General features: G+C 62.3%; 26 protein-coding genes, 1 tRNA gene and 1 pseudogene. 19 read left to right on the top strand and 9 right to left on the bottom strand.

Features of this window, described 5'->3' with window-relative positions; genetic code table 11:
* The first annotated feature begins 195 nt into the window (after positions 1 to 195).
* Positions 196 to 1599, top strand: coding sequence for an MDR family MFS transporter (locus GQ59_RS22755; protein ID WP_037085557.1), 1404 nt, complete (start codon positions 196 to 198; stop codon positions 1597 to 1599).
* On the opposite strand, the gene GQ59_RS22750 is transcribed toward GQ59_RS22755, so the two are convergent.
* Together GQ59_RS22750 and GQ59_RS22745 are read right to left on the bottom strand one after the other, a co-directional pair.
* Positions 1600 to 2409: an RlmE family RNA methyltransferase gene (locus GQ59_RS22750; protein WP_037085425.1), complete on the bottom strand. Its 810-nt coding sequence runs from the start codon at positions 2407 to 2409 to the stop codon at positions 1600 to 1602. It lies immediately after the preceding gene.
* Positions 2406 to 3992, bottom strand: coding sequence for a Ppx/GppA phosphatase family protein (locus GQ59_RS22745; RefSeq protein ID WP_051904146.1), 1587 nt, complete (start codon positions 3990 to 3992; stop codon positions 2406 to 2408). Before GQ59_RS22745 ends, GQ59_RS22750 begins: the two co-directional genes overlap by 4 nt.
* A 275-nt stretch (positions 3993 to 4267) precedes the next feature.
* Here GQ59_RS22745 and GQ59_RS22740 point away from each other — a divergent pair.
* From GQ59_RS22740 to GQ59_RS22730, 3 genes are all read left to right on the top strand, one after another.
* Positions 4268 to 4341 (top strand) — tRNA-Gln (locus GQ59_RS22740).
* A gap of 198 nt (positions 4342 to 4539) precedes the next feature.
* Positions 4540 to 7215, top strand: a complete 2676-nt coding sequence (locus GQ59_RS22735) for a cation-translocating P-type ATPase (protein ID WP_051904145.1) — start codon at positions 4540 to 4542, stop codon at positions 7213 to 7215.
* Positions 7216 to 7322: 107 nt separating this feature from the next.
* Positions 7323 to 7985: a CBS domain-containing protein gene (locus GQ59_RS22730; protein WP_037085422.1), complete on the top strand. Its 663-nt coding sequence runs from the start codon at positions 7323 to 7325 to the stop codon at positions 7983 to 7985.
* Between the two features lie 176 nt (positions 7986 to 8161).
* On the opposite strand, the gene GQ59_RS22725 is transcribed toward GQ59_RS22730, so the two are convergent.
* Complete coding sequence (locus tag GQ59_RS22725; RefSeq protein ID WP_037085419.1) at positions 8162 to 8992, bottom strand: universal stress protein; 831 nt, start codon at positions 8990 to 8992, stop codon at positions 8162 to 8164.
* Positions 8993 to 9263: 271 nt separating this feature from the next.
* Between GQ59_RS22725 and GQ59_RS32410 the strand changes: the two genes are divergently transcribed.
* Positions 9264 to 9437, top strand: a complete 174-nt coding sequence (locus GQ59_RS32410) for a hypothetical protein (protein WP_156376362.1) — start codon at positions 9264 to 9266, stop codon at positions 9435 to 9437.
* A 125-nt stretch (positions 9438 to 9562) separates the two neighbouring features.
* Here GQ59_RS32410 and GQ59_RS32745 read toward each other — a convergent pair whose 3' ends face one another.
* Both GQ59_RS32745 and GQ59_RS22720 read right to left on the bottom strand, forming a co-directional pair.
* Positions 9563 to 9733: a hypothetical protein gene (locus tag GQ59_RS32745; protein WP_167336312.1), complete on the bottom strand. Its 171-nt coding sequence runs from the start codon at positions 9731 to 9733 to the stop codon at positions 9563 to 9565.
* 110 nt (positions 9734 to 9843) lie between these two features.
* Positions 9844 to 10053 (bottom strand): cold-shock protein, encoded by a 210-nt coding sequence (locus GQ59_RS22720; protein ID WP_037085415.1) that lies wholly within the window; start codon positions 10051 to 10053, stop codon positions 9844 to 9846.
* 295 nt (positions 10054 to 10348) lie between these two features.
* Here GQ59_RS22720 and GQ59_RS22715 point away from each other — a divergent pair, with 295 nt between their 5' ends.
* Entirely contained in the window at positions 10349 to 10603 is a 255-nt protein-coding gene (locus GQ59_RS22715) for a hypothetical protein (RefSeq protein WP_037085413.1), read from the top strand.
* A 111-nt stretch (positions 10604 to 10714) separates the two neighbouring features.
* Positions 10715 to 10855: a hypothetical protein gene (locus tag GQ59_RS32740; RefSeq protein WP_167336311.1), complete on the top strand. Its 141-nt coding sequence runs from the start codon at positions 10715 to 10717 to the stop codon at positions 10853 to 10855.
* Between the two features lie 136 nt (positions 10856 to 10991).
* Here the strand turns inward: GQ59_RS32740 and GQ59_RS22710 are convergent, their stop codons facing one another.
* Entirely contained in the window at positions 10992 to 11219 is a 228-nt protein-coding gene (locus GQ59_RS22710) for a hypothetical protein (protein WP_037085410.1), read from the bottom strand.
* 327 nt (positions 11220 to 11546) lie between these two features.
* Between GQ59_RS22710 and GQ59_RS22705 the strand changes: the two genes are divergently transcribed.
* From GQ59_RS22705 to GQ59_RS22665, 10 genes are all read left to right on the top strand, one after another.
* Positions 11547 to 11729, top strand: coding sequence for a hypothetical protein (locus GQ59_RS22705; RefSeq protein ID WP_037085407.1), 183 nt, complete (start codon positions 11547 to 11549; stop codon positions 11727 to 11729).
* Positions 11730 to 11803: 74 nt separating this feature from the next.
* Positions 11804 to 12049, top strand: a complete 246-nt coding sequence (locus tag GQ59_RS22700; protein WP_037085404.1) for a hypothetical protein — start codon at positions 11804 to 11806, stop codon at positions 12047 to 12049.
* Positions 12050 to 12221: 172 nt separating this feature from the next.
* The gene (locus GQ59_RS22695; protein ID WP_037085401.1) at positions 12222 to 13118 is read left to right on the top strand and encodes a transglutaminase family protein; all 897 of its coding nucleotides are present in this window, start codon (positions 12222 to 12224) and stop codon (positions 13116 to 13118) included.
* 75 nt (positions 13119 to 13193) lie between these two features.
* On the top strand, positions 13194 to 14009 hold the full coding sequence (locus GQ59_RS22690; RefSeq protein WP_037085398.1) for a transglutaminase-like domain-containing protein: 816 nt from the start codon (positions 13194 to 13196) through the stop codon (positions 14007 to 14009).
* A 284-nt stretch (positions 14010 to 14293) separates the two neighbouring features.
* Positions 14294 to 14503 (top strand): cold-shock protein, encoded by a 210-nt coding sequence (locus tag GQ59_RS22685; RefSeq protein WP_037085395.1) that lies wholly within the window; start codon positions 14294 to 14296, stop codon positions 14501 to 14503.
* Between the two features lie 195 nt (positions 14504 to 14698).
* Complete coding sequence (locus tag GQ59_RS22680; RefSeq protein WP_037085391.1) at positions 14699 to 15079, top strand: DUF6481 family protein; 381 nt, start codon at positions 14699 to 14701, stop codon at positions 15077 to 15079.
* 86 nt (positions 15080 to 15165) lie between these two features.
* Positions 15166 to 16206, top strand: a complete 1041-nt coding sequence (locus GQ59_RS22675; RefSeq protein ID WP_037085387.1) for a fatty acid desaturase — start codon at positions 15166 to 15168, stop codon at positions 16204 to 16206.
* A 140-nt stretch (positions 16207 to 16346) separates the two neighbouring features.
* Positions 16347 to 16637 carry a hypothetical protein gene (locus tag GQ59_RS22670; protein WP_037085548.1) on the top strand — a complete coding sequence of 97 codons (291 nt, stop codon included), beginning with the start codon at positions 16347 to 16349 and terminating at the stop codon, positions 16635 to 16637.
* Positions 16638 to 16833: 196 nt separating this feature from the next.
* On the top strand, positions 16834 to 16977 hold the full coding sequence (locus GQ59_RS32405) for a hypothetical protein (RefSeq protein ID WP_156376361.1): 144 nt from the start codon (positions 16834 to 16836) through the stop codon (positions 16975 to 16977).
* Between the two features lie 76 nt (positions 16978 to 17053).
* The gene (locus GQ59_RS22665; protein WP_037085384.1) at positions 17054 to 17317 is read left to right on the top strand and encodes a DUF1488 family protein; all 264 of its coding nucleotides are present in this window, start codon (positions 17054 to 17056) and stop codon (positions 17315 to 17317) included.
* 38 nt (positions 17318 to 17355) lie between these two features.
* On the opposite strand, the gene GQ59_RS30720 is transcribed toward GQ59_RS22665, so the two are convergent.
* The 3 genes and pseudogenes from GQ59_RS30720 to GQ59_RS22650 form a co-directional block, all read right to left on the bottom strand.
* Complete coding sequence (locus GQ59_RS30720) at positions 17356 to 17805, bottom strand: hypothetical protein (RefSeq protein WP_051904144.1); 450 nt, start codon at positions 17803 to 17805, stop codon at positions 17356 to 17358.
* A gap of 154 nt (positions 17806 to 17959) precedes the next feature.
* Entirely contained in the window at positions 17960 to 19474 is a 1515-nt protein-coding gene (locus GQ59_RS22655; protein ID WP_037085381.1) for a bifunctional aminoglycoside phosphotransferase/ATP-binding protein, read from the bottom strand.
* A 102-nt stretch (positions 19475 to 19576) separates the two neighbouring features.
* A pseudogene (locus GQ59_RS22650) lies at positions 19577 to 20655 on the bottom strand (pyruvate kinase).
* Positions 20656 to 20747: 92 nt separating this feature from the next.
* Here GQ59_RS22650 and GQ59_RS22645 point away from each other — a divergent pair.
* A complete protein-coding gene (locus GQ59_RS22645) occupies positions 20748 to 22184 on the top strand; it encodes a bifunctional enoyl-CoA hydratase/phosphate acetyltransferase (protein ID WP_432762604.1) in 1437 nt (478 codons plus the stop codon).
* Complete coding sequence (locus GQ59_RS22640) at positions 22181 to 23380, top strand: acetate/propionate family kinase (protein WP_037085375.1); 1200 nt, start codon at positions 22181 to 22183, stop codon at positions 23378 to 23380. The genes GQ59_RS22645 and GQ59_RS22640 overlap by 4 nt, the downstream gene beginning before the upstream one ends.
* The last annotated feature ends 59 nt before the right edge of the window (positions 23381 to 23439 follow it).

Here is a 23439-nt window from a genome sequence, read left to right as displayed (position 1 = left end):
TGTCACTGCCTCCTGGAATTATGCCGGACCGTCAAAATCGGGTCGTTATGCGGTGGAACATAACCGCGTTCCCTGCCGAGGAAATCCGATCTCACGCAGACGTGACCCAAAACCGGAAATGGTGAGATTCCGCAATTGGCAGACGGGACCAACAGGTCTATGGACGGGCCAATTCCCGCCATGCAGGCCCTTCCCATGAACCGCATCGTTCCGCTCATACTCGCCGTCGCCCTTTTCATGGAGCAGATGGACTCCACCGTCATTGCGACGGCACTTCCGGCGATTGCCGCGGACCTGAATGTCGGCCCGATCACGCTCAAACTGGCGCTGACCTCCTACATGGTGGCGCTCGCCATGTTCATCCCGATCAGCGGTTGGATGGCGGATCGCTTCGGCGCCAAGAAGATCTTTCGAGTCGCGATCTTCGTCTTTGTCATCGGCTCGATCTGCTGCGCGTTCTCCTCCGATCTCCTCCAGTTCGTGCTGTCGCGCTTCTTGCAGGGCATGGGCGGAGCCATGATGACGCCGGTTGCTCGACTGGTTCTCCTGCGCACCACGAAACGCAGCGAGCTCGTCTCGGCCATGGCGCTGCTCACCATTCCGGCGCTGGTCGGGCCCCTCACCGGCCCGCCGATCGGCGGTTTCATCACCACCTATTTCACCTGGCACTGGATCTTCCTGATCAACGTGCCGGTCGGCGTGCTCGGCATCTATCTCTCGACGATCTTCCTGCCGGAAATAGAGGCCACCAATCCGCCGTCGATCGACTGGCGGGGGTTCTTCCTGACCTCGGTCACCGCCGCCGGCACGGTCTTCGGACTTTCGGTCGTCGGCCTTCCGGCGCTGCCGCCGGCCGTCGGCATAGCGGCGACGGCACTGGGGCTCGCAGCCGGCGTCGCCTATGTCGTCCACGCGCGCAGCCACCCCGCCCCGATCCTCAACCTGCGGCTCTTCAAGGACGATGCGTTCCGGGCCGCCAGCAGCAGCGGTACGCTGTTCCGCATCTCGACCGGCGCCATTCCATTCCTGATGCCGCTGATGCTGCAACTCGGTTTCGGCCTCAACCCTTTCCAGTCCGGCCTCATTACGTTTGCGGGCGCGCTCGGCGCGCTGATCGTGAAATTCGCCGCCCGCCGCGTCTTCGCGATGACCGGGTTCAAGATGACGCTGATCGTCTCGGGCGTACTCGGCGCCGCGACCACGGCGGCAAACGGTTTTTTCACGCCGGAGACCTCCCACGCGCTGATCATCGCCTTCCTGCTTATGTCGGGGGTCTGCCGTTCCTTCTTCTTCACCGGCTCGAACGCGCTCAGCTATTCCGAGATCAGCGACGAACAGGCGAGCCAGGCGACCTCGATCGCCTCCGTCCTGCAGCAGATCAGCATGGCGCTCGGCGTCGCCTTTGCGGCCTTCATCCTCGAAGCCTCGGCGGCGGTCACCGGCACGCACCTGCAGCTCGTTGATTTCCACCTGGCTTTCTTCCTGGTGGCCGCCCTTTCGCTTCTGGCGGTCATGCCCCTGCTGAAACTGGACCCGATGACGGGCGCCGCCGTTTCCGGCCACGGAACCCCCAAGATTCAACCGGAAGCCGGCGAGTAATCAGGCCCGATCGTCCAGGTCGGCGTCTTCGGCTTCGGCGTATTCCATGTCCGCATCCTCCACCTCGGGTTCCTCCATCTCGGACTCCGTGGCAGTCTCGCCGGCCCTGCGGCCCTTGAAATGCTTGGCGAGCAGGAACATCTCGACCGATTCCTGGCGCGATGCGCCCGGCTTCACGTGGATGACCTGCCTGAAATTCTGCTTCAGCATGTTGAGCAGGTCGCGTTCGGTGCCGCCCTGGAAGGTCTTGGCCAGGAAATGGCCGCCCTCGCCGAGCACCTCGACCGCGAAATGCGCCGCCACTTCGCACAGATGCATGGTGCGCAGGTGATCGGTCTTCTGGTGGCCGGTGGTCGGCGCCGCCATGTCCGAAATGACCACGTCCGGCGTGCCGCCGATTGCTTCCATCAACAGGCGCGGCGCTTCCGAATCGAGGAAGTCGAGCTGCAGGATCTTGACGCCGGCGAGCGGCGCCATTTCCAGGAAATCGATCGCCGCGACGCGGATATCATCGTCGGTCGAGCCGGTGACATTGGCGGCGATCTGCGACCAGCTTCCCGGTGCCGCACCCAGATCGATAATGCGGCGGGCGCCTTTGAGGATCTGATGTTTCTCGTCGATCTCCAGAAGCTTGAAGGCCGCGCGGGCGCGATATCCTTCGAGCTTGGCCCGCTGGACGTAGGGGTCGTTGATATGACGCTCGAGCCAGCGCCGCGACGACGCCTTGAGCTTGCCCTTCTTGACCTTCTGGCCGAGCTTGCGGCCGGTGCGGTTGCCGCTGCCCGGGGATTTTGAAGGTGGTTTCGTCATCGCCTTGCTCCAGCCTCATCCTGTCCGCCGGCACCTGGACTGCCCGCCTGGCGGCGCGGCCGCACCCGGCGCCACACGCCGTCATCGGCCATCATGTCCGTCAGCAGGCCCTCGCGCAGGCCCCGGTCGGCAACCCGCATGCGCTGGCTCGGCCAGCGGCGGCGGATCGCTTCCAGTATGGCGCAGCCGGCCAGCACCAGATCGGCCCGGTCCGGACCGATGCAGGGATTGGCGGCACGACCAGCAAAATCCCAGGAGAGCAGCTTTGCCTGCATGGCGGAGACTTCCGCATCCGACAGCCACAGGCCGTCGACTTTGCGGCGGTCGTAGCGCGGCAGGTCGAGATGCACGCCCGCAAGCGTGGTGACCGTGCCAGACGTGCCGATCAGGTGGAAATCCTCGGCGCCCTGGCGGCGGAAGGCGGCCAGCGGCGGGCAATCGAAATCGGCCAGCATGCCTTCGACTTCCGTCACCATGGCGTTGAATACTTCCGGCGTGACGTCGCGCCCGCCATGCCTTTCCGACAGCGTCACGACGCCGACCGGAAGCGAGGTCCAATGGGTGATGTGGTTGGCAAGCCGGCTCGACCGGCTGTCATCGATGCGGATGACCGCGATTTCCGACGAGCCGCCGCCGATATCGAAGAGAACGACGGAGCGCGCCTCACGGCCAACCAGCGACGAGCATCCCGACACGGCAAGCCGCGCCTCGGTCTCGCGATCGATGATTTCCAGCTCCAGTCCGGTTTCCGCGATGACGCGGGCCAAGAACTCCTCGCCGTTCTCGGCAGCCCGGCAGGCTTCGGTGGCGATCAGCCGCATGCGGCGAATCGGCCGGTTGGCGAGCTTTGTGGCGCAGATGCGCAACGCCTCGACGGCGCGGTCCATGGCATCCTGCGACAGCCGGCGGCTGGTGCCGAGCCCTTCGCCGAGACGGACGATCCGCGAAAACGCATCGACGACGCGAAACTGGCCCGGCCGTGTCGGCTGGGCGATCAGCAGGCGGCAATTGTTGGTACCGAGGTCGAGCGCCGCATAGAGATCGTTGACGTAGGAGAATTTTTCGCCGCGCAGCTCTGCGCCCAGGCTCTCGGCTCCCGCCCTGCCGCGTGCATCCTTGGAGGAAACCTGGCCCGAACCGGCAGGCGCTGGAGCCTTGGCCACACCGGGCGCCGCCTTGGCAGGTGTCAGCGGTCGGCCCTGCAGGCCGCGACCGCCTCTATTCTTCTTGCGCCGATTGCGCGACGACGACGACTTGGCCGAGTGCGGCTGTTGCCCGCCCTCGGCACGAACCGGAATCTGCTGTGCTGCGGGTGCGGCGTTCGCCCCCTGTACCGGCTGCTGGGCACCCGCGGATTTCGCACGGCGCCGCTTTCGCTTGCGCGCCGACGGGTTGGGTTCCTGGCCGTTGGGACGTCCGGCAGAGGCGGCCGAATCGACCGCTTCCGAATTGGTTACAGGCGCCGCGTCACGACGTTTGCCGTTCCGCTTCGCCTTCCGACGCCTCGAGGATTTACCCTCTCCGCGCGGTACCGCCGACGCCCCGCCTTCCGGCGGCTTTGCGCCGCTATCGGGGTCCATCACTTATATGTCCATCTCGCCGCGCAAGGCCTCTTGGAGGTATGCCGCTGGCGTCTGATTGTTTCGTTGGTGCGAAGATAACAGGCGGTGGCGTTTTCGCCAACGGCTTTTTGCCGCCCGCGTCATGGACCCGTCATCAGCCGGTTTTTGAGCTTTTCCTCAGCGGCGACGAGAAAGCTTCCGCAGCATCGATTTTTTTCGAAATCGGTATTTGCAATCCGCCCGCTTTTGTTTATAAGCGCCGCACACCGGCCCGGGCATTCCCCGGCGCGCCCTGCTGGGGAATAGTTCAACGGTAGAACGACGGACTCTGACTCCGTTAATCTTGGTTCGAATCCAGGTTCCCCAGCCAAATTTCCTCGAAATCTCCTGAAAGCGTTTCAACCACTTTGGTGCCGCTGATATCGTTCGATCGGCGGCCGGCGCAGCGACCAGGACACACTCCCACGTTGACAGACATCAATTGCCGGGCAACTTTACAGGTTATCCTCTAGGATCGAACCCCGCCCCGTTCCCCGATGATGGCGGTGCAGTTTGATCTGGAGTGCCTATGCCCGCCAATTCAGTCTCCGTCCATCGTAAACCCGAGCAGAACGATATGGTCCGCGAGGGGCTGAGCGGCATCGAAGCGGCCGCGCGGCTGGCGCAATTCGGGCAGAATCGCCTTCCTGAGCCCAAGGCGCCGTCCCTGTTCCTGATCTTCATCGCGCAATTCCGCAGCCCGCTGATCTATATCCTGCTGATCGCGGCAGCAGTCTCGCTTCTGGTCAGCGAGGCGGAAGATGCCGTGTTCATCGGTGTCGTGCTGGTGTTGAACGGCGTGATCGGCGGTATCCAGGAACATTCCGCCGGCCGTGCTGCGGCGGCCTTGCGCAGTCTGGAGCAGCCGTTTGCGACCGTCGTCCGCGACGGGATCACCCAGGAGATCGAGGCGCGCCTGGTGGTTCCGGGCGACGTCATCCGGATCGAGGCCGGCGGCCGCATCCCGGCCGACATCGAGCTGTTCGAGACCAATGACCTGCTCTGCGACGAGTCGCTGCTGACAGGCGAATCCGCACCGGCGCGCAAGACCCTCACCGCCATAGGGGCGTCGAACGAGAACAGGAAATCCGGCCTTGCATTTGCGGGCAGCCTCGTCACGCGCGGTCGCGGCACCGGTCTGGTGGTTGCGACTGGCCTTTCGACCGAGATCGGCAGGATCGCTGCCGATATCGGCAAGGCGTCGACCTCCCAGCCGCCGCTGCTGATCCGGCTGAAGCATTTTTCGAACATGATCGCCTGGAGCGTCGGCCTCGCCTCCGTCGTCCTCGTCGCCGTTGGCCTGTTTCGCGGGCTAGCCTGGGACGACCTGTTCATGATGTCGGTCGGACTTGCGGTCAGCGCCATCCCGGAGGGCCTGCCGATCGCGATCTCGATCGCGCTGGCGATCAGCATGCGCCGCATGGCCAAGCGTAACGTCATTGTCCGCCGCATGCCGGCGGTCGAGTCGCTCGGTTCCTGTACGATGATCGCCACCGACAAGACGGGAACGCTGACCCTCAACGAGCTGACCGTCACCGATATTCGCCTTCCCGACGGCAGCGAACTCATGCTCGATGCCGGCATTGATCTCGATACCTGCGAAATCCGCGGGTCCAACCTCGGCCCGGCGGAGGCGCGCGATCGTGCCGGGAGACTGCTGAAGGCAGCGGTTCTGCCCAATGAGGGTGGTCTCACCCGCCAGGCGGACGGCTGGAAAGGCGTCGGCGATACGGTCGATATCGCTCTCCTGGCTGCAGCCCGCAAGGCCGGGCTCGAGCAGGAGGCGATGAAGGACGATTACCCGCTGATCGCGCGCATTCCTTATGAGCCGGACCTCAAATATGCCGCCTCCTTCCATCGCCGGGGCGAGCGGGTACGCATCTTCGTCAAGGGGGCGGCGGAAACCCTGATCGACATGGCGGACCGGATGGACGCCGGCAACGGCATCGTGCCGATCGACCGCGAGACGCTTCTCCGGCAAAAGGAGGAGATGGCGGAGCGTGGCCTCAGGGTGCTCGCCTTTGCGGAAGGAGAAATCCGCGGCGGTTCTGACGAGACCTTCGGTTACCATCACCTGGTCGACCTGGTGTTTCTCGGCCTTGCCGGCATGCAGGATCCGATCCGTCCGGAAGTTCCACAGGCGATCCGGGACTGCTATTCGGCCGGTGTGACGGTGGTGATGGTGACCGGCGACGACCCGAAGACCGCTGGCGCCATTGCCTCGGAGGCCGGATTGCGGTTCCTGCCCGACCAGATCACCAGCGGTGCCGATGTCGGCAAGGCCGAGGAAGCCGGTCCGGATACGCTCGACGAGCTGACCGGACGGGCGCGAATCTATGCCCGGGTGGCACCGGCGCAGAAGCTCGCGATCGTGCTGTCGCTCGCCCGCAACGGCCACTTCGTGGCCGTCACCGGCGACGGCATAAACGACGCCCCCGCCCTGAAACACGCCCATGTGGGGGTGGCGATGGGCCGCAAGGGAACGGAAGTCGCCAAGGAAAGCGCCGACATCGTCGTCACCGACGACAATTTCGCGTCAATCGTCAGCGGCATCCGCGAAGGCCGCACCGCTTATTCCAACATCCGCAAGGTGATCCTCATGCTCACCGCGACGGGTGCTGCGGAAATGCTGCTCTTCCTGCTGGCAATCCCGCTCGGGCTGCCCATGCCGCTGCTTCCGGTGCAGCTGCTCTGGCTCAATCTCGTCACCAACGGCATCCAGGATGTCGCGCTTGCCGGCGAAAAACCTGAAGGGGATGAGCTGGCACGACCGCCGCGCCGCCCGAAGGAGCCGATCTTCGACCGTTTGATGATCCGACGAATCGTCCAGTCGACGCTGGTCATCGGCGGCGGCGGTTTCGCGATCTTCTCCTATCTGCTATATCAGGGCTACGAGATTTCGCAGGCGCGCAACCTGCTGCTGCTGCTGTTCGTGCTGTTCGAAAACGTCCAGACCTTCACCAGCCGCTCGGAGCGCCGATCGATCTTCTCGTTGAATTTTTTCGGCAACCCGCTGCTGATCCTGACTGTCATCGCGGCCCAGGCCATCCATATTTCGGCAATGTATATCCCCTGGTTTCGCGAAACCCTCGATCTCGCGCCGATCTCGTTTGCCGAGTGGGCGTTGATGCTGCTTGCCGCCTCCTCGATCCTGGTTGTCACCGAATTCGACAAATGGCGCCTCCGTAGAACGAGCCTGGCCTGAGTATCGCACGCACGCCCGTCGGGATTGCGCTATGTCAAGGTCGGCGCGGAGGCGATGGGACAAGCTCGGGACGAAGCGACGGATGATTACAACCACAGGAGCACAGGATGCTTGCCAAAGACTTGATGACGACCACGGTGGTTCACGTCAGCCCCGGAACCAGCCTCAAACACGCGATCCAGATGTTGATCGACAACGACATAAGCGGCCTGCCCGTGATCGACGATCGGGGGACTTTGTGCGGAATGCTCACAGAAGGAGACATTCTGAAACGGCACGAATTCAACCTCTCTCCGAAGGCAGCTCCGGACAATAGCGATCCCGCATTCTTCAAAAACTACGTCAGGGCGCACGGGTTGAAGGTCGAGGACTGCATGAGCCGCAAGGTCGTCAGTGTGGCGCCGGAAGCCAGCGTCGCCGAGATCGTCGCGCTGATGCGCCTCCACGCCGTCAAGCGGATCCCTGTCCTCGACAATGGCATGCTCGTGGGGATCGTCAGCCGTCGCGATGTCCTCAAGACCGAGATCGCCACACCGGATGTGATCGCCCGGGGCGACGATGCGCTGCAACTCGCCGTCGCGACGCGGTTGCTGGCGGAACTCGGACTGGGCAAGGACAGGATCGACGTCAGGGTGCGGGATTCGGTCGTGGAGATCATTGGCAAGATCGGGTCCGATGCGGAGCAGGAGGCCATACGCATCCTGGCCTCAGGGATTGCCGGCGTCGGCGGCGTCGTCACACAAACGCCTCCGCAGCAGCACGCTCAATAGGAGGCGAGCAGCCTCTTTCCGATCCGCCCTTCGGGTTCGCTCCCTTGGGGCGGATTTTTGTGCCAGCCTGCGAGGGCAGACCCGCCCGATCTCTTCCTCTTTGCAGCAGGACGCGAACACGAAAAACCCTGTCCCCCGCCCGCTGACAGGAGACAGGGCAAGACCGTATCCAGGTCTTACCGGGCGATCAGGACCGGGAACTTGCTGTCCTCCAGGATCGAAGCCGTCACGCCGCCAAAGACCCGTTCGCGCAGCCGCGAATGGCCATAGGCGCCCATGACGACGAGGTCGGCGTCGATCTCCAGCGCATGCCGTTCGAGCACGTCCTCCACCAGCCGGCCGCCGCTTGCCAGCTGTTCGACGAGGACCTTTATGCCGTGGCGTGCGAGGTAGGCGGCAACGTCGGCACCGGGTTCACCGCCGCTGACGCAATAGGAGTTGTCCGGATCGACGAGCACGACATGCACCTCTTCGGCCCAGGTCATCATCTCCAGCGCCTCGCGTGCGGCCTGAGCCGCCTCCGTGCGGGAATTCCAGGCGAGCAGGATCCGCCGCGGTCTTAGCGTCGTCTTGCGGCCCTTCGGAACCAGCAGGAGGGGACGGCGAGCCTCGAACACGCCGCCGTCGACGATCCGCCGGGTGAGCACGCTGTCGCGGCGCACGCCCTCTCCGATCACCAGCACATCGGCATAGAGTGCGCGGCGATGAATTTCCTCGCTGACGAAAACGCCTTCCGCATAGAGGACGTCGGCATCGAACGACAGGCCATTCGTCCTGCAGGCGCTTTCCGCCTGTTTCCGGATGCCCTCGAGCAGTCTCAGGTCCTCGTCACGCTGGTCCAGCCATACCGTGCCAGCCGGAAAATCGCCCATGGTTGCCGGCACGGCAAGGCCGATGATCACGACGGACAGGTGGGCTTCGAGTTCGGTCGCAATCTCGATGGCGCGGGCGAGATCGGCTGTCGGATTCGTATTCGCGATCATTGCGAGCACTGTCTTGAACGACATTTTCTGTCTCCTCTGCATGAGGCCTTGATCGGCCCTATGGAGGAAAGTCTAGGATCGGCACGGGCCCCAGCCATGATCTTCGTCAATCGGAGCGATAATTCGAAACTGCTGGCGCCCGCCCGCGGATCAGCCAGAATCGGAGATGGCGTCCCTGGTCATGGGAAGGCTTTTGTCATGCCGAGACGCAGCAGCCGCAAGAGGCCATCGTGTCTTCTGCTATCCAAGAAACGAGAGTAGGATTATCCGGCTCGACCAACCAGGGAGATCGAAAATGGGAATGAAAAAAGAGGCGCCTTCACCCGGAACGTCTGCCAAGGATATCGCCAAGGAGCAGGACGCTTACCTGGAGGAGTCGCTCGAAGAGACCTTTCCGGCAAGCGATCCCATTGCACCGGGCCATCCCCAGAAACCGGAGAAAGGGCCGGTCGCTCCCAAACGCAAGTGATCCAAATTGTGTGCGCCGACGGTGCGATGACCGGCATGGATTTGGAAGACGCGGGCTTGCGCGGAACGGACAGGTCCGACCGCGGAAACGGGCCGAAGTGCCCCTCGGCCCGCATCACTGGATCGTTAGTTCTTGCCGCCGGCCTTGCGGCCCTTGTCGGCCTTGCCCTTGGCGGAAGAGGTCTTGGCGTCATAGCCCTGACCATGGTTGGTGCCGCCGAGATGGCCGCCGCCGCTTGTGTTGGCCACCTGGCGCTGGGCGCGTTTTACCTGCTGCTCTGCATCCGTCTTTTTCATGGAAATTCTTTCATTATCCAATAACAAAAGGCCGAGAGGAATTGTGCCTCCCGACCGCTTACGGTCCGTGTCGGTACATCCGCGACCGGAGCCCGAATTTGGCTTTGGCTTTAAGCGATCTGCAGATTTTCAGCTGCATTCTTGCCGGTGCGGTTGTCCCGCACGACATCGAAACTCACCTTCTGGCCTTCGGCCAGATAGGTCATCCCCGAGCGCTCGACGGCCGAGATATGGACGAACACGTCCGTCGATCCGTCGGCGGGCTGGATGAAACCGAAACCCTTGGAAGTGTTGAAAAATTTTACGATTCCGCTGTTCATCAAGATGGTCCTTCCAATCGAACACAGGTCGCCGTCCGGCAAAATGCCGGCGACAAAAGAGATCGATTTTGAAAGGAAAGATCAGCTCGAACGCAAAAGGCGTGAAAACGAAGCTCGACAACCAATTTCGATGGTAACCCCTACCGGTCAACTATGTCTTGAGCAAGGCATTTCTCGCAACCTGCCACATTGCGTTTGGCGCAAGTCAGGCGCATGATGGCAACTCCCGCAGCTATATAAAGTGCACTGCTGCTTCGGGATTCCCGAGCCCTGGCCCCAATGAAAGGAGGACGTCATGTCTTCCGAATTCTCTCAGTCCACCTCCCGCAATCTGGTCCGCGTCAGCGGCCCCGGGTATCGGGAAAATATCGAACTCCATCAATTCGGCGAGCATATGCAGCCAAGTGGCATGCCTGTCGCCGGCCGGATCGGCACAACGGGGGCTGCCATCATGCTTGCGCGTTTTGGCGATCATCCCGAAAAGAGCTTTGGGGCCGCAATATCGGCTTCGTTGAGCAAACACAGAGATACCGCACTATCGCAGCTTTGATGCTTCGGCTGGCAAGGGAAGGTTTTGCAATCCGTCATTTCACGCTTTGCATGCCTGTCGGCCGAACAAGACTTCACTCTCCACGATCCATCGCCGCCCCAGGAGGACAAAATGGCTAAAGGCCAGGTACGAAGTAACCGCGAAACTCGCAAACCGAAAAAAGACAAGGCCGCCGCAGTGACGGTCGCGCCCGCAGGGGCACAGGTCAAGCTCGCCGGCAGCGGCCTTACCTTGGGCAAGAAGCCGAAGTAGCGCTTTGACAAGGAGGCGCCGTGCCACGACGCCTCCAACGCAGTCTTTGTCCTTGATCCTCGCTGAAGATCGCATCGCCTGGATTTTCGCGGCGGCGCATGGCGGACTGTATTTTCCGAGGAAGGCCGAAACCGATCTAGTTGGAGCCCGGGCGCTTTTTCGGAACGCCGGTGGCCCGGATGCCTTCAAGCCAAATCTCCGAACCTGTCAGTGGCACCCCCCGGATCAGCATATCCCGGAAGATGGCATGCAGGGCCGGCCCGTCCGGGCAGCCTTCCGTGGCTTGTTCAGCCTCAGGCTGACTGTCGGTCAGCATCTTCTGGAAATAAAGCTGGAAATTCGGATGCGAGGATCGTGAAGACATCGCGCCCCTCCTTATTCGTCGGGGCTAGGGCTCGGGTCCCTCAGGCGGCTGCGCCCTTACCAGTTGCAGCCGACCATTCACGCTGGGCCTCATTTCCGCCGATGGCAAGCGCCGCCATCCGTATTTGAGACAAGTCTTGAAAGTGACGCATTATATTGCCATATATGATTCACGTTTTCAGCCTTTTCGGCTACCTGATCCTTCCGGCCCTGCCGGTTGCTTGGCGACACCCTTGATTTTGCGAACGTTGAACTCCGCCCTGTCGGCTGGAGAATCCTTGCGTTGGCCGTCGTCACGTCCCGCAGTCTACCCTTTAAGGTTACACCAATGATCGATACCGTCCGCGATGCCGCCCAGAATCTGTTTCGCAAACCCGATGCAGAAGAAGGCTCCAACGCTGCCAAGCTGCAGGAATTCCGCCATAGGCAGGCCCTGAGAAGCCGCGAGCTCAAGCTCGCCCAGAAGCAGGAACGCCTCCAGAGGCGCGCGTCGCAATTGCAGCCGGCCTGACACGGGACCGCTCCGACGAGACCGCTCGTTCGGACCAGCCCCTCGCACCTATCCTCGACCACAAGGACACCACCATGGCCGCCTTCAACTACAATGCAGGCGCGGGGCTCTACCCGTGCAAGAACTGGAAGAGAACGAGCAGGCTTGGGTACAAGAGGTTCGAAACCGTGGCCGAGGCTCTGCGCTTCGCAATCGAGGTGATGCCTGCATCCCTTTTGCGCGGGTCCATTCTCGAGGTCGAAGAAGCCCGTTTTGACAGCACCCAGATACAGCGGCTCTACGACGCCGGGGATTATCCGCTGCAGCGCCGGGACCAGTGAGACAGCAGCGATCCGGCGTTCCGGCGCCGCGTTCGGGTTGTCATATTTTACCGGCTGCGGCTGGTTTTTCCTGTCGCTGTCGCATGGCGCCTGCTATAGCGGTAATCCATGCAGGGTTCGACAAGGCGCCAGCGCCAGCGTATGCCACCCTCAATGCTCTCGCGGTGATTGAATGACGATATTTTCCGTCCGGCATGTCACCTCCTATCGGTATACGAGGCCGGTGGAGTTCGGCGAACACAGGCTGATGTTCAGGCCGCGGGACAGCTTCGACCAGACCCTGCTGAGTTCCCAGCTCAACGTTTTTCCCAAGCCGGCCTATGTCCGGTGGATCCACGATGTCTTCGGTAATTGCGTCGCGCTTGTCGGGATATCCAAGGCCTCCTCCGAACTGCGGTTCGAAACGACCATACGCCTCGACCATACGCCTCAAGCGGCGATCGATTTCCAGATCGACGATGAAGCCCTGACCTATCCTTTCGCATATGATCCCGAAGAAGCCTTTGATCTGGAGCAGACGATCCGGCGCCACTATCCCGATCCCGAGGACCGGGTTGGCAAATGGGCGCGGCAATTCATCAAGGTCGGGCACCCCACCGAAACCGGCCACCTCCTGATGACCATGTGTTTTGCGCTCCACGAGGGTTTCGCCTACGCCAGGCGCTCGGAACACGGAACGCAACCGCCGCTCCAAACCCTGAAGCTACGCCGCGGCACCTGCCGCGATTTCGCGCTGCTGATGATGGAGGCGGCGCGGGCGCTCGGATTGGCGGCACGTTTCGTCACCGGCTACATCTATGTGCCCGACCGCGACGGATCGATAACGCTCGGCGGCGGATCGACCCACGCTTGGTGCCAGGTCTATCTTCCAGGCGCCGGCTGGGTGGAGTTCGATCCCACCAACGGTATCGTCGGCAATCGCGACCTGATCCGCGTGGGTGTCGCGCGCGATCCGCGGCAGGCGGTCCCCCTATCGGGAAGTTACGATGGCGACGACACCGATTTCGACGGCATGTCCGTGCAGGTTAACGTGACGACCGATGACAACAGCGTGAAATTGCATGGGTAACCGGAACAGCCGGCATGCCTGGGCGTTGCCGCTGAACGGCCATTCCAACGAGAATTTTTCCATAGGGATAAGATCATGAAGATACGCGCAGGGTTTCGTATAGGGTATGAATGCCAGCACGATACGGCGATGTTGCTGGTCCTCAATATCCATCCCTCGCGTCGCGCGGATCTATTGACCGACCAGGTTCTGAGTTTCGACCGGCCCATCGAGGCCCGCGGTTATCTCGACAGCTTCGGAAACGCGTGCAGCCGGATCGTCGCGCCGCCCGGGCTGACGACGATCTCGACGGAATTCGAAATCTACGACGACGGCATGCCCGACCCCGTGCCGCAGAATGCCTTCCAGCACGACATCAAGGATCTGCCGGACGACGTGCTGGTCTTCCTGCTCGGCAGCCGCTACTGCGACACCGACCGCCTGGCGGATTTCGCCTGGAAGACATTTTCCGCGACGCCTCTCGGCTGGCCGCGGGTGCAGGCGATCCTCGACTTCGTCCACAACCACATCACCTTCAACTACCAGAACGCGGACCCGCTGCGTACAGCGTTCGGAGGATTTACCGATCGGACGGGCGTGTGCCGCGACTTCGCGCATCTCGCCATCGCGCTTTGCCGCTGCATGAACATCCCGGCGCGTTACTGCACCGGTTATCTCGGCGATATCGGCGTTCCGGTGGATGTCAATCCGATGGACTTCAGCGCCTGGGTCCAGGTCTATCTCGGCGGCCGGTGGAATACGGTCGATGCCCGCCATAACAAACCGCGCATCGGGCGCATTCTCATGGCGACGGGGCGGGATGCCACGGACGTGGCGCTTTCAACCGCCTTCGGCCCGGCTGTCCTGTCATGTTTCGAAGTGACGACCGAAGAAATACCGGCCTCCGCCTAGATCTTCAAGCTGCCGGCTCGCCACCTGCGAGACCTCGATGCGGGTACCGCTGATATCCGTTCGTTCGCCACAAAAACCACCTTCGGTTGCATATTTCGCGATTTTCAAAACAAAAAGTTGACACTTCAATCCCAATACGATAGGTAATGAACATCGATACTTTGTTTGCCGATATTTGTTTTTGCTGCGCTTTGCGCTTCTTGACGAACTTTCCCTCTCAAAAGTCGAAACACCCGCCGTGCGTCGCCCGGCGGTTTATCAATGTTGCTATGAAAGGGTTCGTTATGGCCACTGGCACAGTTAAATGGTTCAATGCCACCAAAGGCTTCGGCTTCATTCAGCCTGACGACGGCAGCGCCGACGTCTTCGTTCATATCTCTGCCGTCGAACGCGCTGGCATGAGCTCGATCGTCGAAGGCCAGAAGCTTGGCTTCGAACTCGAGCGTGACCGCAAGTCGGGCAAGATGTCCGCAGGCCAGCTCCAGGCTGCCTAAAACTTTAGCCTCCCATGACCACGGACGTACTGGCATGGTGGCAAAAGGTATGTGAAGGCCAGGCGTATGTCTGGCCTTTTTCCGTTGAGGCATCTGGCTAACGCGAATATCTTCATGGCCTCCCGGTAGGCGCGATATTCGTCTCGACCGCAAGATTACAAATCTGACCAGTTCAAATCTGACAAGGACGATACATTGAGACACCCGAACGACAACAGCTTTGCCGAGCGCCGCAAAACCGCAGCGGATGCTAAGCGCGAGCTTTTGGCAAAGTTTGCGACCGCCCCTAAACCGACAGATCCCGCGATGCAGGAACGCCGCGCCGAACGCGAGGCCATTGCAGCCGCGAGGGAAGCCCGCCGCGCCGAGCGCGAGGCCCAGAAGACTGCCGAGAACGAGCGCCAGCTCCAGGAAGCGGCCGCATTGGCCGCTGCTGCGGAAGCCGATGAAAAAGCCGAGGCGGAGGCCCGGCAGGCAGAAACCAACGACCGGGTTGCCCGGGTCATCGCCGATGAAGCCGCCCGCAAGGCGGAGCGCGATCGTCGTTACGCTGCACGCAAGGCCCGTCAGGGCTGATATTTGAGGCATGTGCCTGAGGACGTGCAGGCACATCCCGCTTCGGGCGCGCCGCATGCCGAGGCCAAAAAGGTGGATCGATGTCCATGAACGCCACAGCCCATGCGATTGCGCCCGTTGCCGAAGACGATATTGGCGCCTGGCTCAAGATTCTTTCGAAATACCGGCAGCCGCGTTTCGGACGCAGCACCTTCGAGCTGCTCGTCACGGTGCTGCCGTTTGCAGCCTTTTCGGCCGCAGCTTATGTTTCCGTTTCCCTGGGTTACCCGATCGGGCTGATCCTCGTCCTTCCAGCCGCCGCCTTTCTGCTGCGGCTGTTCATGATCCAGCACGACTGCGGCCACGGCTCGTTCTTCGCGCGCCGGCGCCTCGACAATTGGACCGGGCGGGTGCTCGGGGTGTTGACCCTGACGCCTTACGATTACTGGCGCCGGGCGCATGCCGCGCATCACGCCTCCGCCGGCAACCTCGATGAGCGCGGCGTCGGGGACATCACCACGCTGACGATCGACGAATATCAGGCCCTGCCCTGGTCGCGCCGGCTTGGCTACCGGCTTTATCGCCACCCGCTGGTGATGTTCGGCATCGGGCCCGCCTGGCTTTTCCTCTTCAAGCAGCGCCTTCCGTTCGGAATGATGAAATCGGGCTCCCTGCCCTGGATTTCGACGATGGCGACCAATCTCGCGGTCGCCGTTCTGGCGGCGCTGATGATTTGGGCGGTCGGACTCGTACCCTTCCTGCTGGTCCATCTGCCGATCGTGCTGATCGCAGGGGCCGCCGGCGTCTGGCTCTTCTATGTCCAGCATCAGTTCGAGGAAACCCATTGGTCGAAGACCGAGGAATGGCAGTTTCCTGAGGCCGCTCTCCACGGCGCGTCCCACTACGATCTGCCGCTGGCGCTGCGCTGGCTGACCGGCAATATCGGCATCCACCACGTCCATCATCTGTCGAGCCGGATCCCCTATTACCGGCTGCCCGAGGTGCTGCGCGATCATCCCGAACTTGCCGGCATCGGCCGCATAACGCTTTGGCAGAGCATCCAATGCGTCAAACTCGTCCTCTGGGACGAAAAGAGCAAAAGGCTCCTGTCGTTTCGCGACGCCGCCAAGGCGAGAAAGAAACCTTAACCTATGCAATCTGCCAGGCCGGGACCTCCGCCTGGGCAGCGAATGCACAAAGACTACCTCCGTACCCGATCAAGGACCAAACATTGAACACGACCGAGAACACCAAAACGACCGCCACCCCGACGCCTGCGGCGCACGCGCTGACCGTTGAGCTGACGCCGACCCAGATCAGGGGCCTGAAGCTCGCCAAGGACGGCGATCTGTTTCCGCAGGAAGCGAAGAAATGGACCCATCTGAATGCGGTCGTGACTTATGCGCGGAACGACCGGTTCAAGGAACGCCCCCAGAAGATCAAGTTCCTGACCACCACGACCTTGAACGAACTGCGGGAATACGGCCTTCTGCGCATCCTCAACGAGGACGTCCCGACGGAAGAATCCGCGCATGGGATCACCATGGCTGGCAAGATGTGGCTTCTGAAGAACAAGTAGCCGACAACGCTACGCCCCCAATAGCAGGCAGCCGGATCGTATCAAATGCGGCTGCGCCGGATCTCTCAACTCTTGAGGAGCGGAGAGACCTCCTCTTGTATTTGTCCGCGTTCGACCCATATTGTGCGAAGGTAGCAGATTCAGAACGGGCGCTGCGATCAAGGGCGCGAGCCCTGGCCCCAACCAGGAGGACGACATGTCTTCCATCAGGCGAATCCAACCGTCTTCCCAGACAGGCCCGCAATTACACCGGGCAGGCTATGGCAGCCTGTTCCGCATGGCCGTGCCGGGAATATCCATTGTATTCATTCTCTACATCCTGCTTCGCGATCTGTTCTGACACCGCAATACGCAATCATCAGAAACCCGGAATGCCGTTTCCAACGGAAATGCTTCCATCTCGAACTGAAACGATCATGACCCTGATATTTCCGAACAGAAGCCGCAGTTTCGACGAAGCGCGCAAGGTCGTTCGTTTCCTGGGCTATGACGGCATGTTCGAGGTCAGGTTTTTCGTGGAAGCCAAGGCACTCGCCCATAGCACGGCGACGAGCATGTCCGAGGCCGATTACTTAAGGGCTTTCGATGCAGCCCGGTCCAGTATCCAGGATGCGGCAGTGAAGGCCTATCGTCCCAATCGGGGCACCACCTATACGCTGACGGCGGCAGACCTCGGCTGATCCGGCCCCCCTTTGTCCCCCATAACCGCAAGCCCCCGTCAGTGAACGGTGGCGCGGTCGGTGCCCAGATCGTAGATCAATCCATCGTCCCAGGGGCCTGTTTCCCGGAGTGCATCGAGGCTATAACAATCCTTCGATGCAGAGGACCAGAAATGGACCTTTTCGCACCCGTCCAGTTTCGCGCGCAGCTTGGCGAAATCGAAAAGACGTTTCGCGACACCCTGGTTATCGACGAGGCCGATGGATGCAAAAACCGGTATTTCGAGCTGGCGTCCGTAGACCGGATGCTCGCGGGCAAAGACGTGGCAAAGGCCGCGGACATATCCCCGTGCGTCGGTAACCGCCAGCCAATTGCGACGCAACGAGGCGGAGGCGGTCAGCCGTTCCCACGTCTGCAGATCCAGGCTTGACATCACAAGCCGGGCAACCGCGAAAGCGCGGTAGACATCCGCCGCATCCAGCACGCCCACGTCGTAATCCGTCTCCATATCCTCTCTCCGCCAGAAGGCCCGTGCGTCACGTCGGACCGGCTCCCTGAGACCTGACGTTCTAGCGTCGTCCACCGCCACCGACATTGACGCGCGTCAACGGGCGCGGGCTGAACCTTTCACTTGCCCCGGATCAATGAAGACCATCGGGATCTCAACCCTGCAGGATTGCCGCGGAGATCGTCTCGGGCCCATTCGATGCATCGAGCTTCCGCCAGGCTATCTCGGTGGGTTTGCGGGCCAGTTGGCCGGAAAGCACGTCCGTGGTGGCATCAGACGGGCCTCCCGCCCGCTCCCGAACCCGCTGCCAGAGCAGTTCCGGATCGGCCTCGAGCCAGATGCCGCGGAAGCCTGCCCCGGTCCTCGCGGCAGCATCCTCGATAAGGCGCCGGTTGACCGGATCGTCGAAAACGGCATCGGCAACCACCGATCCGCCCTGGGCGAGGATCAGCTCCGCATGCCGCGCCATCTCGCGATAGACCTTTTCCGAAACATCGGGTCTATAGGCGGAGACCGGAAGTCTCGTCTCGGCCGAAACACCATGCAGGGCTTTGCGGATTCGGTCGCTTTCGACGATCCTGGCGCCCGGAGGCGTGCCTACCTTCGCTGCCAGATAATCCGCGACCGTCGTCTTGCCGGAACCGCTGAGGCCGCCGATCGCGATGAGGCGCGTCCGCGCCACCCCCAGGAGAGCATGGGCGAGGTCGAAATAGGACCTCGCCTCCTGCGCCAGCCTGGCGGCATCCTGATCTGGCTCTTCGGCCTGCGTCGCCGTCACATGCGCGCGGACCGCTGCCCTGATCGCCATGAGGAACGGCAGAGCGCAGAACCCGTCCTCGTCGTCGGTTTCATCGAGATACCGGTTCATCACCAGATTGGCGAGGTCGGGAAAACCGCGATGCCAGAGATCCATCAGTAGAAAGGCGAGGTCGTAGAGGACATCGACGGTGGCGATCCCGAGATTGAATTCGATGCAGTCGAACAGGCACGGCTTGCCGTCCAGCAGGCAGATATTGCGCAGGTGAAGATCACCGTGGCAACGGCGGACCTTGCCCGCCAGCGCCCGCCGGTCGAGAAGTTCGCCGTGTTGGAGGAGCCGGGACCGGAAGGCCTCGCTGAGCTTGGCCGACTCCGCCGCGCCGAAGACATGGCTGGTCGCAAATCCGGCATCGTTGATGTCGAGAACAGCCTCGATATTGGCCGCCCCGCCGCCCCTGGAGACCACCGGCGCCCGGCTGTGGTAAAATGCGATCATCCGGGCGGTCTGCGTCATCAGCTCCGGCGTCAGCCGGCCCGCGGCCGCCATCTGGTCGAAGAGCTGTTCCTGTTCGAAACGGCTCATCTCGACGACGGCATCGACGAGCGGTCCGGCGCCGTCGAACTCCAAATTGCCGGCGTCCGAGCGGGTGATACGCCGCACGCCGATATAAAGCCCGGGCGCGGTCTCGCTGTTCAGCGCGACTTCCTTGCGGCAGGCATCCTCGCGAATCGTGGCCGTCGAGAAATCGACATAGGGAAGCTTCAGCGCCTTCTTCAGCTTGTAGACCCGGTTGCCGGCGAGGAAAATCACGGAGATATGCGTCTCCATCCGTTCGACCGGACCGGCGAGCCCGTAAGATGCCGGACTCGCCAAGAAGGCGATCGTGCCGCCTTGATCCTCAGTCACCATGTCCCGTCTCCCTGCTCGGCCGCCTCTTTCGACCAGGAGGCCATTCAACGATCTCCCGGACCTTGATATCGGTCAACGGGCGAGCACGAAGCCGGTTGCGCCTTAAGCTGTGCCCGGCCAGGATTTCAGCGCCCGCAGCGTCGGCGTCTTCTTGAAGATGTGGCCGTCCATCCGCGCGAGCAGGCTGTCGAGCAGCGTCACGGCCTCACCGACCGCCGGCCCCTTGTTCAGCATCACGCATTCCGCCCGCGCCGCCATGGCCGCATCGGTCATCTCGCCGCGCGAGGGCAATCCGTCCTTGACGAGGTCTTCGAGAACCTGCGTCGCCCATACCGTCGGCACTGCCGCTGCCTCACAGATCCACAGAAGCTCCTCCTGCATTTCCGCGACGCGTTCGAAACCGATCTCGGCGGCGAGGTCCCCGCGGGCGATCATCACGCCGAACGGCCGGTTGCGGCAGCGAGCCCGCGCGATCAGGGCCGGCAGGTTGGTGACGGCCTGCGGCTGCTCGATCTTGGCGATCAGGCCGAGCGGATGCCGGCGCGGCGGAAAAGTGGCGAGCGCCTCTTCAAGAAGGTCGATGTCGTCGGGTCGGCTGACGAAGGAATAACCGAGCATGTCGGCATTGGCGATGATCGTCGAGAGGTCGGAATGGTCCTTGGCCGTCAGCGGCGAAAGGCCGAGGACGGTATCGGAAGGTTCAGGCCCTTTTCCGGTTTCAGCTTGGCACCACCGGTCTTGGTGTGGGTGACACGCACGACCGCCTCGCCTTCGGCGACGCTCTCGATCACGCCTTCCAGCTTGCCGTCGTCGTAACGGATACGATCGCCGACGGCGACGCGGGTGACGATCTCGGGCAACGAAACGGCGGAGCAGAACGGCACGTCGTCGGTCAGATAGGGCTCACCCGAGGCAACGAGGCGCAGCCGATCGCCGGTCTGCAATTTCGCTTTCTTGTTCCCCGCGACCGCCTCGGTGCGGATCTTCGGCCCGGCAATATCCATCAGCACCGTCAGCCGCCGTCCGAGGGTCTCGCCGGCTGCCCGTACATGTCCCGCCATCGCCGCCCAGGCCTTGTCGTCGTCATGGGCGCAGTTGATGCGGGCGATATCCATGCCGCGCCTGGCAAGATCGAGGATGAAATCCGGCTGGTCCGCAGCCTCGCCCGGCAAGGTCACCATGATGCGGCCGCGCCGATGGGACGGCGGCGATCCGAACAGGTCGTCGGTCGATGTGGTGAGCAGGCCCTCACCCTGGAAAAATTCCTCCTCGGATGGCGGCGCGAACGGCGGCGCGTTTGCCTGAATGGCGGCAAGCGAAGCGAGCACCGCATCGATCGTCGGCAGGACGCGGCTTTCGAGCCGCCCGAGCGACGACAGCCCCCGCCACATCAGCCGGCGCTGCAGGGGTCTCAGGTCGTGACGCCTCAGCGAAAGGTAGTGGCAAAGATTTTCAAGCGCCGTCCGATGTTCTTCCGCCAGCAGGGCCCCGCCGGTCAAGGCGCGAAGGCTCGGCTCCGCCTGGGTGGCGATATCCCGCCGCAGGGCCAGCAATTCTCCGAAAAGGTCGGTCAGTTCGTTATCATTCCCTGTGGGCTGTTCCGCCGTCTGCGACATCGCTCGTCTCCTTGGACCGTTTCCACCAGCCTGTCTTGCGAAGACAAATCCTTGATGACGGCTTGCGGGGCATTGCGCTGCGTCAAGGCGACGCCGACGGCCGCGGTCCAAAAGCAATGCCAACCCGGCACGACGAGGAAAGGCATTCTGTGGAGATGACGCTCAGACATCACGGCCGCTACGAGGCCATTATCCGCGAGGCCGCTTCGCTGCCGGCCATGCGCACGGCAGTGGTCCATCCCTGCTCGACGGAAACCCTGCGTTCCGCTGTCGAACTCAAGGAACAGGGCCTTCTCGACCCGGTCCTGGTCGGCCCGGAGCACAAGATCAGGGCGATAGCGGACGCCGCCGAACTGTCGCTTGCCGGCATCGACATCGATCCCGTCGAGCATAGCCATGCGGCGGCAGACCGCAGCGTCGACCTTGCTTCAAACGGCAAAGTCGCGGCCCTGATGAAAGGCAGCCTGCATAGCGACGAGTTGCTGTCTGCCGTCGTCGCGCCGTCGTCGAAACTGAAGACAGCCCGGCGCATGAGCCACGTCTACGTCATGGACATTCCGGCCTATGACAAGCTGCTGATCGTCACCGATGCCGCGATCAACATCCAGCCGGACCTCGACCAGAAGCACGACATCTGCCAGAACGCCGTCGATCTGATGCATCTTCTCGGCGTCGAAAAGCCGCTCGTGGCGGTGCTTGCCGCCGTCGAGACCGTCAGCAGCAAGATGCCCTCGACGCTGGATGCGGCCGCATTGACCGTGATGGCCGCGCGCGGGCAGATCGAAGGCGCGATCGTCGATGGCCCGCTCGCCTTCGACAATGCGATCAGCATCGAGGCCGCGCAGGCGAAATACATCGCCTCTCCGGTCGCCGGCCAGGCGGATATCCTGCTGGTTCCCGATCTCGAAGCCGGCAACATGCTGGCCAAGCAACTTATTTATTTCGCCGGTGCGGACGCCGCCGGGCTGGTTCTCGGCGCTCGCGTTCCTATCATACTGACAAGCCGCGCAGACCCGGCCAAGGTTCGTACTGCATCCGCCGCTCTTGCGAGGCTGACTGCTGCGAAACGACTTGAAGCAAGGATGCCTCTATGACGGACAACCTTCTCCTGACGTTCAATGCCGGCTCTTCGACGGTGAAGATCGGCATATTCAAGGTGGACGACAACCGGCCGGAGCGGATCGGCAAGGCCGTCGTCGACTTCGGGACCTATCCGCTCACGCTGCATCTGAAGGAAGGCCCAGCTCAGTTCGAGTTGCCGCTCAAGGGCGGGGCCGGCGACGATCTCGCCGAGCTGCTGGATGAAGTGTTCCGGGAACTCGGCACGCATTTCGATCTGGATGCAGTCACCTCCGCCGGCCATCGGATCGTCCATGGCGGCGACGCCTTCGACGGCCCGGTGGAGCTTACGACCGAGACGATCGCCAAGGTCCGGTCGTTGACGGAACTGGCGCCGCTCCATCAGCCCCAGGCACTGCGGATGATCAGGGCCGTCCGGCACCTGTGCCCGGCGCTGTTCCAAACCGGCTCCTTCGATACCACCTTCCATGCGACGCAGTCCGATCTCGTACGGCGTCTCGCCATTCCGCGCGCCTATCACGACCAGGGTATCAAGCGGTACGGCTTCCACGGACTGTCCTACCGGTATGTGGCCGGCACGCTGGCCGCCAAGGCGCCTGATATCGCGGATGGCAAAGTCATCATCGCCCATCTCGGCAGTGGCGCCAGCCTCTGCGCCATCGAAAACGGTCTCAGCCGCGATTCCAGCATGGGTTTCTCGACGCTTGACGGCATCCCCATGGCGACGAGGCCGGGCTGGCTTGATCCCGGCGTGCTTCTGCATTTCCTCGGCCCGCTCGGCAAATCCGTCGAGGAGGTGGAGGACATGCTCTACCACAAGTCCGGCCTCTTAGGTGTTTCAGGCCTTAGCGGCGATACCCGCGAACTCGTCGAGGATGGCGGCAAGCAAGCTCGGGAGGCGATCGACCTCTTCACGCTCAGGATCGCCGGCGAAGTCGGCAGGCTCGCATCCACGCTCGGTGGCCTCGATGCTTTGGTCTTCACCGCCGGCATTGGAGAGAACCAACCGCAGATACGCAAAAGTATCACGGAACAACTTCTGTGGCTGGGCGTAGAGCTGGATGCGACTGCCAATGAAAAGAGCGCGCTCACGATCAGCACCACCGCAAGCCGCATCGCCGTCCACGTCATCCCCACGGATGAAGAACAGATGATCGCGGAAGAATGCCTTTCCGTCCTTCACGCGAAGGATCGCCCCGCCGCGTCGTAACCTGCGTCAGGGAATACCCTCTTCAGTTCAAGACAGATGTTTCCGATCAACTCGCCCTC

It is taken from the genome of Neorhizobium vignae (assembly GCF_000732195.1).
GTDB lineage: Bacteria > Pseudomonadota > Alphaproteobacteria > Rhizobiales > Rhizobiaceae > Neorhizobium > Neorhizobium vignae.
The sequence above is the reverse complement of the archived record's forward strand: the minus strand, read 5'-3'. Positions and strand labels throughout refer to the sequence as shown.